18 protein-coding genes are annotated in these 14,608 nt (G+C 43.7%); all 18 read right to left on the reverse strand.

From position 1 onward, the window contains the following. Window positions 1-3 precede the first annotated feature (3 nt). Window positions 4-696 (reverse strand): methionine ABC transporter permease, encoded by a 693-nt coding sequence (locus EL081_RS07960; RefSeq protein WP_006595735.1) that lies wholly within the window; start codon window positions 694-696, stop codon window positions 4-6. Next, window positions 693-1,760: a methionine ABC transporter ATP-binding protein gene (locus EL081_RS07965; protein WP_126404728.1), complete on the reverse strand. Its 1,068-nt coding sequence runs from the start codon at window positions 1,758-1,760 to the stop codon at window positions 693-695. The genes EL081_RS07960 and EL081_RS07965 overlap by 4 nt, the downstream gene beginning before the upstream one ends. Then, window positions 1,753-3,126: a M20/M25/M40 family metallo-hydrolase gene (locus tag EL081_RS07970; protein ID WP_125334839.1), complete on the reverse strand. Its 1,374-nt coding sequence runs from the start codon at window positions 3,124-3,126 to the stop codon at window positions 1,753-1,755. Before EL081_RS07970 ends, EL081_RS07965 begins: the two co-directional genes overlap by 8 nt. Before the next feature lie 68 nt (window positions 3,127-3,194). Next, window positions 3,195-4,067: a MetQ/NlpA family ABC transporter substrate-binding protein gene (locus EL081_RS07975; protein WP_126404729.1), complete on the reverse strand. Its 873-nt coding sequence runs from the start codon at window positions 4,065-4,067 to the stop codon at window positions 3,195-3,197. 32 nt (window positions 4,068-4,099) lie between these two features. After that, on the reverse strand, window positions 4,100-4,927 hold the full coding sequence (locus tag EL081_RS07980; protein ID WP_126404730.1) for an amino acid ABC transporter substrate-binding protein: 828 nt from the start codon (window positions 4,925-4,927) through the stop codon (window positions 4,100-4,102). Window positions 4,928-5,053: 126 nt separating this feature from the next. Continuing rightward, the gene (locus EL081_RS07985; RefSeq protein WP_126404731.1) at window positions 5,054-6,196 is read right to left on the reverse strand and encodes an amidohydrolase; all 1,143 of its coding nucleotides are present in this window, start codon (window positions 6,194-6,196) and stop codon (window positions 5,054-5,056) included. A 188-nt stretch (window positions 6,197-6,384) separates the two neighbouring features. After that, window positions 6,385-7,101: a YebC/PmpR family DNA-binding transcriptional regulator gene (locus EL081_RS07990; protein WP_126404732.1), complete on the reverse strand. Its 717-nt coding sequence runs from the start codon at window positions 7,099-7,101 to the stop codon at window positions 6,385-6,387. 173 nt (window positions 7,102-7,274) lie between these two features. Continuing rightward, a complete protein-coding gene (locus EL081_RS07995) occupies window positions 7,275-7,529 on the reverse strand; it encodes a Txe/YoeB family addiction module toxin (protein WP_126404733.1) in 255 nt (84 codons plus the stop codon). 3 nt (window positions 7,530-7,532) lie between these two features. Then, window positions 7,533-7,787 carry a type II toxin-antitoxin system Phd/YefM family antitoxin gene (locus EL081_RS08000; protein ID WP_003014291.1) on the reverse strand — a complete coding sequence of 85 codons (255 nt, stop codon included), beginning with the start codon at window positions 7,785-7,787 and terminating at the stop codon, window positions 7,533-7,535. Window positions 7,788-8,020: 233 nt separating this feature from the next. Further along, window positions 8,021-9,115, reverse strand: a complete 1,095-nt coding sequence (locus EL081_RS08005; protein ID WP_126404734.1) for a nucleotidyltransferase — start codon at window positions 9,113-9,115, stop codon at window positions 8,021-8,023. Window positions 9,116-9,121: 6 nt separating this feature from the next. After that, window positions 9,122-9,862 carry a class I SAM-dependent DNA methyltransferase gene (locus tag EL081_RS08010; protein ID WP_277870576.1) on the reverse strand — a complete coding sequence of 247 codons (741 nt, stop codon included), beginning with the start codon at window positions 9,860-9,862 and terminating at the stop codon, window positions 9,122-9,124. A 322-nt stretch (window positions 9,863-10,184) separates the two neighbouring features. After that, window positions 10,185-10,538: a ribosome silencing factor gene (gene rsfS / locus EL081_RS08020; protein WP_126404737.1), complete on the reverse strand. Its 354-nt coding sequence runs from the start codon at window positions 10,536-10,538 to the stop codon at window positions 10,185-10,187. A gap of 14 nt (window positions 10,539-10,552) precedes the next feature. Then, complete coding sequence (locus EL081_RS08025; protein WP_126404738.1) at window positions 10,553-11,053, reverse strand: cysteine hydrolase family protein; 501 nt, start codon at window positions 11,051-11,053, stop codon at window positions 10,553-10,555. Next, window positions 11,054-11,650, reverse strand: a complete 597-nt coding sequence (gene yqeK, locus EL081_RS08030) for a bis(5'-nucleosyl)-tetraphosphatase (symmetrical) YqeK (RefSeq protein ID WP_126404739.1) — start codon at window positions 11,648-11,650, stop codon at window positions 11,054-11,056. It abuts the gene before it with no gap. Then, on the reverse strand, window positions 11,650-12,279 hold the full coding sequence (locus EL081_RS08035; protein WP_126404740.1) for a nicotinate-nucleotide adenylyltransferase: 630 nt from the start codon (window positions 12,277-12,279) through the stop codon (window positions 11,650-11,652). Before EL081_RS08035 ends, yqeK begins: the two co-directional genes overlap by 1 nt. A 21-nt stretch (window positions 12,280-12,300) precedes the next feature. Continuing rightward, window positions 12,301-12,612, reverse strand: coding sequence for a ribosome assembly RNA-binding protein YhbY (yhbY, locus tag EL081_RS08040; RefSeq protein ID WP_006595720.1), 312 nt, complete (start codon window positions 12,610-12,612; stop codon window positions 12,301-12,303). A 218-nt stretch (window positions 12,613-12,830) separates the two neighbouring features. Continuing rightward, entirely contained in the window at window positions 12,831-13,937 is a 1,107-nt protein-coding gene (yqeH, locus tag EL081_RS08045; RefSeq protein ID WP_126404741.1) for a ribosome biogenesis GTPase YqeH, read from the reverse strand. Between the two features lie 2 nt (window positions 13,938-13,939). Beyond that, window positions 13,940-14,467 (reverse strand): YqeG family HAD IIIA-type phosphatase, encoded by a 528-nt coding sequence (locus EL081_RS08050; protein ID WP_045759146.1) that lies wholly within the window; start codon window positions 14,465-14,467, stop codon window positions 13,940-13,942. Window positions 14,468-14,608: the final 141 nt, after the last annotated feature.

The following is a 14,608-nucleotide window of genomic DNA, read 5'->3' on the forward strand; positions in this document are numbered from 1 at the left end:
TCCTTACCGGTGACTAATTTTCTTGGTCAAGAAATCACCGATAAACTGAATAAAGAAGATCAAAAGCAGAATCAAGAAGGTTGCTAGCAAGGTGACATCATTATTAAAGCGTTGGTAACCATAGGAAATAGCCACGTTTCCGAGACCACCGGCTCCAATCGCACCCGCCATGGCTGTTTCACCAACCAAGGAAATAAGGGTAACAGTTGTGACACGAATCAGATCTGGAAGACCTTCACGAAGATAGACACCAACGATATCCCAAAATGTTGCCCCACTGGCTTGGGCCGCTTCAATTACACCTCGGTCAAGCTCAGATAAAACGACTTGAACTTGGCGGGCAAAGAAAGGAAAGACAGCTAAGGATAGGGGAACTAAGGCTGCTGTAGGACCGATCCCAGTTCCGACAATCATACGAGTAAAGGGATTGATCAAGGCTAGCAAGATGATAAATGGAATCGCACGAAAGATGGAAGTGATTTTATCCAAGATATGGAAAACCAATTTATTCTCGATAATCCCACCTGGTGCTGTCAAGACTAGTAATAAACCTGCAATGAGTCCCAATAAACCACCAATCACAAAAGAGATAAAGGTCATGTAAAGGGTCAGATAAATCGCTGTTCCCCATCCAGCTTGGCCACTCCAGCCCATCCGGTAAACATTTGGTAGATAGGTTTGAATAAAGTCAATCATGCATTACTCCCTTCTTTTAAAACACGAACAGAAACACCTGCAGCTTGTAGATCCCGTTGCGCTGCAGATAGGTTGGCTGCTTCTCCAGTCAGGATAACAACCAACTCTCCAACAGGGGTATGATCCAAAATTTCAATATTTCCGTGTAGAATATTTGCAGACACTTGGTACTGTTTATAAATATCGTTGATAATCGCTGTGTCTGTCACCGAACCAGAATATTTCAAATGGGCCAAAACAGAATCCGCTGGCAATTGCTTAACAATTTGTTGCTGGTTGATTTTCACCATAGCTTCATCGATTCCTGTTGCTGTTGTGATGAAGTCTTGCGTCAATTCATTCTTAGGATTAGAGAAGATATCTAAAACAGAACCTTCTTCAATCAATTCACCATTTTGCATGACAGCCACTCGATTGGCAATGTCTTTGACAATTTGCATTTCGTGGGTAATTAAGACCACTGTCAAGCCCAACTTCTGGTTCAGCTCTTGCAGAAGAGCAAGGATTTGTTTGGTCGTTTTTGGATCTAGGGCAGATGTTGATTCGTCAGAAATCAAAATCTTTGGATCGTTGGCGAGCGCACGAGCAATCGCCACCCGTTGTTTTTGTCCACCTGACAATTGAGCAGGATAGTTGTCCGCCCGATCTGACAGTCCTACTAGTTCCAACAACTTAGCCACTTTTTCAGCCTTTTGCTCTTTAGACAAATTTGAATGTTTGAGGGCGAAGGCCACATTTTCAGCTGCAGTCATTTGGGCCATAAGATTGAAGTGTTGGAAAATCATACCAATGTCCCGGCGTTTTTGGCGTAAAGCCGCAGCATTCAAGGTCACCCGATCTTGATAGATGACATCACCATCTACGGTGATAGTACCTGCTGACGGTACTTGCAAGAGATTGATGACCCGTACAAGCGTTGACTTCCCTGCACCAGAATATCCAACGATTCCGTAAATATCCCCTTCATTGATATGAATGGTCACATCCTTCACGGCTGCAATTTCACGTTTTTTCTGATGAAAGGTAACATCGATATGGTCCAGTTTGATAATTTCTTTACTCATAACTTGTGATTAACTCCTTAATTAATTCAATATGGGTATAGTAGTCTGCAATTTTCACATTCTCATCCCCACCATGATCTCGACTATTGGCATTTCCGATACCAAAGGCAGCCATTGGAACTTGCAAGGCCTCAAAGACCGTATGCATGGGACCAGTTCCTGCAGTTGTCGGAAGGACACAGACCCCTTCTGGATAAAAGCGTTTGGCCAGATCAATCACATTGAGAATGGACGGCGCACTCATATCACTCCGATAGCTCATTTCCCCTAGTGTGAAAACAAGTTCAATCTTCTCAAAGCCATTCTGATCCAATTGTTTACGGATTAACTCCAAGACTTGTTTAGGCTCCAAGCCTGGCACCAACCGAACTTCCATCTTGGCTCGAGCTTCTGCAGGGAGAATCGTCTTGACTCCTTGTCCCTGATACCCTGTTCCCAAGCCTTCAATGTTCATAGCTGGCTCAAAATAAAAACGTTTTAAGAACTCACTTCGTTCTTCTTTCAAGATAGGCAATTGGAGATTGTAGATTTCTGTCACATCGTCCGCCGTTTTATTGGCATACCGATCAATCAGGGCCAGTTCCCGCTCGTTAGGCTCCTCAATCAAGTCATAGAGGCCATCCACCAGGATACGACCGTCTTTATCTCGAAGACTGGACAAACCATTGAGCAGATACCAAGATGCTGATTCCACCACTCCACCATAGCTGGAATGGATATCCACATCTGCACTTTTGACCACCATGTCAAAGGTAACAATCCCCTTGTTGCCACCGGAGATTTCCAGTTCCCCTTGTTGGTTACGAGTCCCTTGTTCCCAGACTAAGAGATCTGCCCCACGCAAGTGTTTTTTGTGTTTGGCTAGATACTTGTCTAGGTCGGTCGAGGCAGATTCTTCTGCTCCTTCGATGATAAAGGTAATGTTGACCGGCAGGTCGCCATTCTCACGGATATATTTGCGAATAGCCGTCAAGCGTGCTGTAATATGCCCCTTGTCATCATCTACCCCTCGACCATACATGGTCCCGTAATGGACCGACAGCGTAAAGGGATCACTCGTCCAAGGTTGGTCGCCATCTGCTGGAACAGTATCGTAATGGTTGTAGAAAATGATGGTCTTCGCGTCCGGATTGGGTGAAACAAATTTAGCAATGACAAATGGCGCTGTGTAACTGTCATCCACAGTTACCTTAGCTCCTGCAGCCGTGAAAATTTCTCCCAAATAGGTCGCTACTTCCTTTAAGCCAATCTGCTGGGCAAAGATGGAGCGCTTGGAAATGAGGGTCCTCAGGACTTCAAAATAATGCTGAGCCACCTCATCATTTTCAAATTTGCGTATTTGTTCTGTCTCTCTTGGATTGGACATCATTTCCTCCTACTATACACGATAAGAGGTAGAGAAAACCTTCTCCACCTCTCTATTCATCCTCTCAATTACCAAACTGGTTGGTCCATACCGTCTGAAGATTCTTCAATGACTTTCTTCACGTTGTCAGTATGGTAGGCTTTAATAATGGCTTCGATTGCTTTTGCTTTATCAGATGATTTCCAATCTTTCTTAGCTGCAATCAAGTTGTACCATTGTTTAGAGTTGCTGTTTGCTTTTTCTACAAAGAGAGCTTTCTTGTAATCAATTCCTGCTTCACGAACAAAGGTATTATTGATGATCGCTGCATCAACTGATGGAAGTGAAGAAGCTGTTTGAGAAGCGTCCAACTCAGAAATTGTCAAGTTCTTTGGATTGTCTTTGATGTTGCTGATGGTAGCCAATTCCCCATTTTTTGTATCCAACTTGATCAAACCAGCTGATTCCAATACATACAAAGCACGGCTTTCGTTTGTTGGATCGTTTGGTACTGCAATGGTTCCTTTTTCAGGAATATCTTTTACATCTGTATATTTGTTCTTCCCATCTTTAGTACCAGAGTAAAGACGGATTGGCGCAATGTAAGTATCTGCTACAGAAACTAGGTCTGCGCTGTTTTCTTTGTTCCAATTTTCAAGGTAGTTGTAATGTTGGAAAGCGTTGATATCCACATCCCCATCACGAACAGCTTGGTTTGGTTGTGAGTAATCTGTAAACTCAGTGAATTCCAACTTGATGTTAGCTTTTGCATCATCCAAGTTCTTTTGCACTTCTTTCCAACGAGCTTCTTCTGTATCGCTTAAGCTCATCACCCCAACTTTAACAGTTGTCACACCATCTTTATCAGATAATTTAGATGATTTTGAAGACCCACATGCTGCTAAGGCAAAGGTTGCAACGGTAGCAAGAGCTGCTACACCAAAAAGTTTTGTTAATTTCATATTCTTTCTCCTTATGATGTTTTTAAATAACCTTATTTAATATCAGAAGCTTCTGGAAGGTAGGTTCCCCCAAAGTACTTCTTAGACAACTTTTCAAGCGTCCCGTCTTCGTACAACTCTTTGATCCGTTTGTTGACGAAGGTTTCCAATTCTTTTTCACCTTTGGCAAGGATTGGGTAAACGTATGGTTGTTGATCACTTGGAAGTTCAATCACTTCCAAATTATTCAACCCTTGGTCCTTGATCAAGGCTTCAACTGTCAAGCGTTCAAAAATCTTATAATCTGAACGGCCATCGCTCAAATTAGCAAGAATGGATTGGATGGTACCCTCTGTAAATTTGAGCTCAGTTGGATTATCCTTATGCTCTTCATTATAGGCTTCCAATTGTTTCGCTGTAGAAGTTCCTTGGATAACCTCTGTAGACTTGCCACCGATATCGTCTAGTGATTTGATACCTGAATCTTTGCGGACTACTAAGACCACTGGGTTCTTAGCGTAAGGATTTGGGTACAAGTATTTCTCCGCACGTTTTTTATCGTAGCTAAGGTTGCTGACACCGATTTGGTAACGATCACCGTCTAAGCCCGCAAAGATAGAAGACCACTCTGTCTTATTAAAGTTGACTTCATACTTATCTGATCCTTTGAAGATTTCACGCATGACCTCAATTTCGTAACCAGTCAATTCCCCGTCCTTATCATAGGTGAAGGGTTTGGTTGTTCCAACTGTTGCAACTTCGATGGTCCGTTTTCCACTTGATTTACTTGATGACTTGGATGAGCAGGCTACCAAAGTCCCAACTGCTGCTAAGCCCACAAGGCTCAAACCAACATATTTGATGAATTTATTCAATTTCATTTGTTCTCCTTTTTCACTAAATTGTTTATTCCTCTTTTAAAAACAGCTTTTTCCATCATATCAAAATTCCTAACTCTTGGGTATTATATTTTCTTTATGGCGGTGATAGGTTTTATCTATCACGTCTCATTTGGTTGAAAATTTTTCCAGCAAAGCGAGGGCATTTTCTACGTAATATGGAACTGATACTGCAAAAGCAGCATCATCTATGACCATGCTATCATGGTGGAGATCCGGTGCATCCGCTGCACCATTCGATCCGATAAAAGCAAAGACTCCTGGGATTTTCTCTTGATAGAAGGCAAAATCTTCACCCGCTGTCGATGGCTGGGCCTCGACAACTTCTGCAAAAGACTTGGACCAACGAAAGACTTTTTTAGCCAAAGCCTTATCATTATAGGTAACCGGTGGTGTCTTGCCCCAATCAAATTGGACCATGACTCCCGTGCTGTTAGAGATCTGTTCGATAACACGAATGAAATCCGCCTTGAGCCGTCTCTGGAGATCCGGATTAAAGGTTCGAATGGTTCCTTCAAAGTAACCAGACTTGGGAAGAACATTCCAGGTTGAACCAGCTTCGATATGGGTCACCGATAGGACAGCTGTCTCAAATGGTGAAACCGTACGCGAGACCAAGGTCTGCAACTGCTGGACCATACTAGTAATCGCTACAACCGTATCCAAACCGAGATCCGGTCGAGCTGCATGACTGCTCACCCCAGTGACAGTCACCTTGAACTTTTCAACTCCTGCCATCATGGCGCCTGGACGCAAGGCCAACTGACCCGCAGGCAATGACGGCATGTTGTGAAATCCAAGGATGGCCTGTACATCCTCTAGGAGCCCGGTCGCTAATACCGCAGATGCTCCTTCAGAAGTCTCTTCAGCCGGCTGGAAAATCAACCGAACCGTTCCCTTTAAGTCAGCCTCCATACCCTTTAGGACTTCTGCAGCCCCTAAGAGGCTCACCTGGTGGAAATCATGACCACAGGCATGCATGACACCAGGGGTTCGGCTTTGGTAGTCGAGACCCGTGTTCTCCTGAATCGGGAGGGCATCAATATCTGCACGCAGGGCAATGACCGGTTTACCGCTTCCGATTTCAGCAATCAGACCGGTTTTTAATCCACTGTTTAAAATGCGTACACCTAGCTTTTCCAAATAGGCTTTGAGATAAGCTGTGGTTTGGTATTCTTGTCCAGATAACTCTGGATGCTGATGCACGTAATGCCGAATGGGCACTAGATGTTCATAGGAAAATGATACCATTTCTCGTCCCCTTTCTAGCATAGTTCTATTCTATCACTGCCTCCCCTATTCGTCTAATTCCTATTTTTTTCTCTCAGTTATAGCCAGGAACTATATCATTATTTTTTGGACCTCTGCCTTCCTTCCTAAAAATGCCAAACCTCAAGAAAAAAACCTTCGAAGAAATTATCTTCAAAGGTCTATTTCTATTAGAATCCATCTACGTTAGTGTAGATCTTTTGCACGTCCTCATCATCTTCAAGAACGCTGTAAAGTTTTTCAAAGGTTTCCAAATCTTCACCTGACAACTCAACTTCTGATTGAGGAATCATTTCCAATTCGGTTACTTGGAATTCTTCGATACCAGATTCACGCAAAGCAACGATCGCTTTGTGAAGGTCAGTTGGAGCAGTGTAAACAGTGATGGTTCCTTCTTCTGCTTCTACATCATCTACATCTACATCTGCTTCCAACAAAAGCTCAAAGATGGCATCCGCATCATTACCTGCAAAGACGATGACACCTTTGTTGTCAAAGAGGTAAGATACAGAACCTGAAGCTCCCATGTTTCCACCGTTTTTACCAAAGGCAGCACGGACATTGGCAGCTGTACGGTTAACATTTGAAGTCAAAGTATCCACGATCAACATGGAACCATTTGGTCCGAACCCTTCGTAACGTCCTTCTGTAAAGGTTTCGTCTGTGTTTCCTTTTGCCTTATCGATCGCTTTATCAATTACGTGTTTTGGCACTTGCGCTTGTTTGGCACGGTCGATAACGAATTTCAAAGCAGTATTCAATTCTGGATCTGGCTCACCTTTTTTAGCGGCTACATAGATTTCTACTCCGAATTTCGCATATACTTTTGAGTTAGCGCCATCTTTGGCAGTTTTCTTGGCTACAATATTGGCCCATTTACGTCCCATGAGGATTCTCCTTGTGTTTGATTCATATTATTTTCAATCTTTAACATTATATCACAAATCGCTGAACTTGGACTAGAATTTTCTATTTTTAAAGGGGGATTTTATGGGAACTTTCTATGAGTTGGAAACTTAAAATATCTAGTTTAACTATAAAAAGACTCTCTGTTAGAAACTTAATAATGGTCTTTAAAAGAGAGGAAAGCGACACCTGACTCATCTATCATATAAATCAGGCGATTTTCTGCATCAATCCGTCTTGACCATGCTCCTTGAAAGTCATATTTCAAGGGTTCAGGCTTACCAATCCCAGCAAATGGATCTTTTTGGATCTCTTTGATAAGAGTATTGATTCGCTTCAGTGTTTTTTTGTCCTGACTTTGCCAGTAACAATAATCCTTCCAGGCATCTTCTGTAAATTTGAGTAACATCCGTTACCCCTCAATCTCATGGAGTTGAACCTGACCAGCTCGGACTTCTGCCATGCCCCGCAAGACCTTATCTGACAATTCCTTGTTCTGAGCTAGTCTCAGAGTTTCTTGTAGACTGTCCCACTCGCTCTTAGAGATGACCACAATATCTTCGTCTGGATTCTTATTCACGACCGTCAAAGGCTCAAACTCATCATTCACCTTCTTCATATAATCCTTCAAATGATTGCGGAATGTTGAATAAACGACTGCTTCCATGACCATACCTCATTCTACCTCTTTTCTATTATTATACATGAAAAAGAAAAACTTGTCAGGAACTTGTACAAGTTTTCCTTATCTACCTAATTATTCGTAAAAAGTTTTTAAAATTGGTAAAAAAAATCTACTGTCTAAAAAGATCTTTTAGACAGTAGATAAACATTGTTTCCGTATATCATAAACTTCTTGCCTTACGTGAATGTGGGCAGAAAAAATTTACGTGAGACTTTCTATTCTTCCACTCTCACTGGCACCCGGCCCCAGGTTTGTTCCGGCAGTTGGGGATGGCCCAATTGATAAACTTGCTCTGCTTGCTGGGTCAAGGCATCCCAAGGTTCCTTACCGATTCGGGTCACGATTTCTACTGATTTTTTCAAGCCTTTGAGGTAGGCTTGTCCCTTTGCGGAAAATCCTAAGACATGAATGGAATCTGGAGGAGCTTGATCCATCGCCCCTACCAAGATGTAGGTCAAGATGCGGCGGACTCGCGCCTTGGTATAGCGCTTGGTTGCGACTTTCTCCACCAATTCTTCCACAGAGCTAGTACTTCGAACGGCCTCCTTTATCCGGTTGGCCAGTTCTTCATTGACCTGAAAAATCTGTGTCAGATCCGGATGGGTTAGGATTTGATAACGGAGTAGTTGGTCATAATCCTCCCAAGATACCTGTGGAGCCGACTGAAAGAGTTGGCTATTGGGCATGAACTTAGCGACAAAGTCCTGATCTTCCTTGTACAGGCGTAGACTAGTCGCAGAAGCATAGGCCACTTCTTTTTCTTCCGAATGGTAGCCTGCACCTTGCCGTTGGACGGGCTTGAGCGCAATCCTCTTCCCAGCACAAGCCTTGGCATAGGCCAAGGCCAGGATATGATTGGGAGTATCTCCTGTGAACTCCACTCCTGCAAAGGTTTCCCACATTTTTTGGGTCTTCTGTGGATAGGATAAATAATCCGGAAGGCTTCGCAAGAAAGCTTCCATTTCCCTTGCTTTCTCCGAATAAACAGTCGCAATCGCTTGGTAATCCAAGACCTCTTCTGTCCCAAATGTCAATTGGTCGATTCCTAGACGGGACAAGATTTCTACCGCTCCCTTGGCAAAATGATCAGCTGACTGAACAGCCACGAGAAAGGGGAGCTCGACCACCAGATCCGCTCCATTTTCCAAAGCCATCTGGGCCCGTGTCCACTTGTCTACAATGGCAGGCTCGCCACGTTGAACAAAATTCCCAGACATGGCTACAATCTTCATCCCTTCTGCCTGTTCCAGCAGGTACTTGTGTCCATTGTGAAAGGGATTAAATTCTGCAATAATACCTGTAACTGTCATATTTTCCTACTTCTGTGCTACAAAAAACCAACGTTTGCTGGTCTTTGTTGGCTCTTTGTCTTCAAAGTCTGCATACAATTTGAAAGATTTAAAGCCAGCCTGCTCCAATAAGATGTCATAGGTTAAAACTTCATAGGTGCGTTCCTCATGAACTTCATCATGGCGACTAAAGGATCCATCCTCTTCTTGGACAAAGAAGGTCAGCTCATGGACGATAGAGTGAGGGGCCGCATCCTCATAGGTATCCCAGAGCATGGCAAAATCTTCCGCATTTTCATGATAAGAATAGCCTGGGAAGACCTCATCTGTCTGGTAGGTCGAATGGACATCAAAAATAAAGACTCCGCCTTCATTGAGGACATTATAGACTTCCTTAAAGACGTCTCCTACTTCTACCTCGTCCTGCATATAGCAGATAGAATCCGAGTAGCAGGTCACGAAATCATAAGTGCCTGCTTGCGACAGGTCCAGCATATTGCCCTCGATAAAATCAATCTTCTGCTTAGCTGAAGCAGCTCTTTTTTCAGCAATTTTCAGCATGTCAGCACTCAGGTCTAACCCCGTCACATCAAATCCAGCTTGGGAAAAACGAACAGACTGAATCCCAGTCCCACAAGCCAATTCCAGTAATTTTTTCCGATCCTTGCTTTTAGGGAGATGCCGGAGAGAAAAATCCGTCCACAAATCATACAGACTGTCATCCATGACCGCATCATAGACCGACGCAAAGGTTTCATAAGTCGCCATATTCATGATACCAAGTCCGCCCGTAATCCGATAGAAAATTAGGAGCACGACGATGGAGCTAAGCTCCAAGGAGAGCTATCTATTTTCCGAGGAGTACAGGACGGGTTCAAATCCTTTCTAAGATACAAAGAGCGTGAAAAGCAAAGAGAAAATAGGAAACTTTCTGCCGTATCGTCAGATACAAAGGAAGTTACTCTTTTTCTCAAAGCTTTTAGCTCGTGTTCAGTTAGAAACCTAACCAAGCACAAGGCTCCATCCTTTCTTTCCATAGAATTTCAATTTAACCAACAAAACTCAGTTGCTACCAACTGAGTTTACCTGCTTATGCTAGGGCTGCTGAAAGATCGACAGCACTTGCTTCGTGCCATAGCTTTTCTAGGTTATAATGGGTACGCATTTCTTCTGAGAAGACATGGACCACCACACCACCTAAGTCAAGAAGGACCCAACCTCCAGCTGAGTCACCCTCGACGTGGCTGGCATTACCACCAGCTTCAACGACTTTCTCACGAATATTCTCTGCGATAGCTTCCAACTGACGGCTATTCATAGAGCTTGCGATGACAAAGTAATCTGTCACACTAGTCAAGCTTTGGACATCCAAAGCGACAATGTCTTCCGCACGTTTTTCATCGGCAGCTTTAATAACAAGTTCAAGTAATTCTTTTTCTTTCATTTAGTCCTCTTTCCTTAAAAAATTGATTTGTAATCTAAGACATCCGCAAAACGTTCTGCCCAAATATTTTCATAAAATTCATTAAGCGTTTCTGCCGGAATATCCTCTCCATCAAAGGTTGTGACAGCTCCTTCTGGAATGACCAGTTTGTAGCCGTATTCAAACCCCACTTTGACGGATGTATCGACACAATATTCTGTCTGCATGCCACACAGGACCAGTTGTTGAATTCCTTGTTGATCCAAGTATTTTTTTAATCCTGTCTCCTTAAACATGCTATTGTGTCGCTTCTGAAATACCTTTTCATTCTCCTGTCTTTTCAACAGAGGAGATAATTGCCAATCTTCCGAGGTTAAAGCCTCTGGCGTTTCAATATGCTGAATGTAGATGATTTCAATCTGCTGTTTTCTAGCCTGATCTTGCAAATAAGCGATCTTCTCTAGGAGCTTTTCTGTCTCAAAACCTGTTTCCACTAAGATATTTTGTACATCAATAATGATAAAAGCTGTCTTCACTCACTGCTCCTCTTTCAAATACTTCACAAAGGCGTTATAGGTTTCAAGGGTTTGGGGATAAATGGGCAATCCTTGGTGGGCCAGGTGTTCGACTGTGCGAGCCGTCTCATAGGCCACCGCTTGATCCAAGGAGACTTGAGCGATGTCACGTGCTTGCTCTACCCCCGGAAAGGCCCGGTTGTGCTCAATGTAATCTGCCACATAGACAATCTTGTCTAAGGTTGACATTTGACTACTCCCCACTGTGTGAATCTCAATACTGCGAAGAATGGCTGGATCTGTCAGTCCGAGATCTTCCTGAATCTTATAAATGCCGACCATTCCATGCCAGACGTTATTGCCCCAGTTTTTTAATGCTGGATCAAGACTATAGCGATCAATCAAGTCTAGAAATTCCTGATCCGATAATTTCTTGGCGTAGTCATGCAACAAACCTGCTAGGCCAGCCTGCTCTTCATCAGCCCCATAGCGTTTGGCCAAGTCACGAGCAGCCTTCTCAACCCCTAAACAATGGGTTAGCCGCTTTTCTGGCAGGATTTGACGCATTTTTTCAAGCAAGACCTCACGAGAAAAGCCTAGATAGTTTTCATAGGTCATTAATACAAACCTTCTTTCTTGATGTAGTCCAAGACTGGTTTTGGCAACATAAAGTTTGGCGTCCGACCTTGGGCGATAAACTCTCGCACCATACTAGAAGAGATGTCCATAAGAGGAACATCGACCCAAATCACAGGATAGGAGGTTCCCGCCTTATAGCGTGGTCGCTGTACTCCGACAAACTGCACCATCTCCACTAATTCGTCAATCCGATACCATTTTGGCAGGTAGTCTACCATATCCGCTCCAATGATGAAGTAATAGTCTGTATCTGGGTCTCGCTCATTGAGCAACTTCATCGTATCGTAGGTATAGGAAACCCCTTTACGCTCTAGCTCAATCGTCTCGATTTCCAGACCTTCAATGCCTTCGATGGCTAGTTCCAGCATTTTCAAGCGATGGCCTTCATCTATGGTTTCTTTTTTATCCACATGCGGAGGCTCATATTCTGGCATGAGAAGGACCTTGTCCAAGCCTAGTTGCTGGCGGACTTGATCTGCAACTACAAGATGGGCATTATGGACGGGATTGAAATTCCCTCCGAGGATTCCCACTTGTTTGCGTTTCTTATCTTTGATCTCTGGCTCTAACTCCACCTTGGTAAAGGGGGTTAATAGTTCAATGGCCATATACCTGCTCTCCTGTGTCTCTTAGATTTCTTTTACTTTGACTGAAATCTTCCGGTTTTCTTTTTTGCTTGATTGTTTGTATAAGATGAGGATGCGTCCAATTTTTTGAACCGTATCCACACCGATTTCTTCTTCCAAGATTTCCGCTACTTCATGGATATTCTCATCCGTATTTTGAAGGAGGGTCACCTTGATCAGTTCGCGCGCATCTAGTGCTTGGCGCACACTGGTTTTGATTTGGTCATTGAGACCGTTTTTCCCGATTTGGATAATGGGTTTGAGGCTGTGGGCTTGGCTGTTGAGGAAAGCCCGTTGTTTGGATGTTAATGTCATGCTTTTTTCATTGTTTCTTTTTTGATACTTTTCTGATGTGGTGGCGGTCGTCAGCGACCTCCTAGCGGAGTTCCATGACTTAAATTTGAGCCTAGGTCTCAAATTTTCCGCGCCTAAGTAGTAAAATACCTACTTAGGCTTTCACCACAGCGAAAAGTATCCTTTCTAGGCTCGTTGCACTCGCCCAGTCTATAAAGAAACTATTTCCTTTCAAAATTTTAAATAATAGCTTTGCGGGTAACGACTGCTACGCCTTCTGGTGCCCAGACGGCTACTTTGGCTTCTCCATTGACGCGGATCCAGCCGAGTCCAGAGATGACCAGGTCTGTCTTGTCCTTGATGGTAAACTCATGAGAAACCAAGGGTGGGAATTCTTCTTTTTCTTTGCTATTAGGAGGTGTTAGTAAGCCACCGACATGCTTGTCATAAAAGGCTGTTGCTCCTTCGAGCTTGGTTCGGTGAAGCTTGAGTTCATTATCAAAGAAGGCAGTGAAGCCTTGCTTTTCTCCCTTGATAAAGTCAAACCGTCCCAGACCACCCAAGAAGAGGGTTTGCTCTGGATTGAGCTGATAAGTCTTGGGTTTGATTTCCTTTTTAGGGCTGACATACTTGAGGTTTTTTGCCGTCAAGTAATGAGCCATTTGGTGGCGATGGATAATCCCTGGTGTATCGTAGATGTAGGACCCATCGTCCAGTGGTATTTCGATCTTGTCCAGTGTCGTACCTGGGAAGCGAGAGGTCGTGATGATATCTTTGTCTCCAGTGATTTCTTGGATGATTGCATTGATGAGGGTCGATTTCCCAACGTTGGTCACCCCCACTACATAGACGTCACGGCCTTTGCGGTACTGCTCGATCTTTTCCATCAAGTCCTTGATAGCGCTCTTATTTTGGGCAGAGGTGAGGACCACATCGACAGGACGCATCCCTTCTTCGTGGGCCCGCTCCATCAACCAATGCGTCACCTTGCTATCTTTAACTGACTTAGGCAAGATGTCCTTTTTATTTCCGACCAAGAGGACATCATTTCCTGCTACAAAGCGTGGCAGGCCAGGGATAACAGATCCATTAAAGTCAAAAATATCCACTACATTGACCACGAGAGCATCACTATCACCTACTTCGTGAAGGAGCTTTAGGAAATCATCATCTGTCAGATGCACATCTGTGATTTCATTGTAGTGACGTAGACGGAAACAGCGTTGGCAATAGGCTTCGCCTGTTTCCAAGCCCTTTTCAAGAGCTGATTGGGGAGTATAGCCTAGCCCCTCTTTATTTTCTGTCTGAATGGGCGCTCCACAGCCAATACAGAATAATTCTTCCATTATTAAATTCCTTTTTTATATACAATTGGACCATATTTTTCGGCCATTTGCTTCATGACACGGCGTTCACGCGCCCGGTTGATCTGGGTCTTGATGGAGTCATGCTCAACCAAAGGCTTGACCAAAATCGAGCGAATGCCTGCTCGATGAGCGGCCCGGATATCCGTCATCAGTTGATCTCCGACCATGACCACTTCATTTTTCTCATAGTGGAAACGTTTGAGGGCCCGATCAATCCCAAAAGTAAAGGGCTTAAGCGACCAAGCTTCATAGTCAATATCAAATTTCTCAACAGCGCGCTTGACCCGTTTGGGGCTATTATTAGACACCACGATAACCCGAATCCCCCCATCACGAAGGTCATGTAACCACTGGCGCATCTCAGGAGTACCATCCGGATTATTCCAAGCAATCAAGGTGTTATCCAAATCCACAAGGACCGCCTTGATACCTTGTTTTTTCAAGTCTGCAACGGTGAGATCATAGGCTGCTTCCACCGCAAAATCTGGTTTGTAATTTTCGATTGACACGTTTTTCTCCATTTTTTATATTCTCTTCATTGTAGCATAAATAGACGTATTTTGCACTTGCTTCGTTGTCTCCCCTTTGTAAGAGGACCCAATCTATCTCTTTGATATTCCCTAAAATAGACAAAATCGTTACAAAGTTCC

The sequence above is a fragment of the Streptococcus viridans genome, assembly GCF_900636365.1.
In the GTDB taxonomy this organism is placed as follows: Bacteria; Bacillota; Bacilli; order Lactobacillales; family Streptococcaceae; genus Streptococcus; species Streptococcus viridans_A.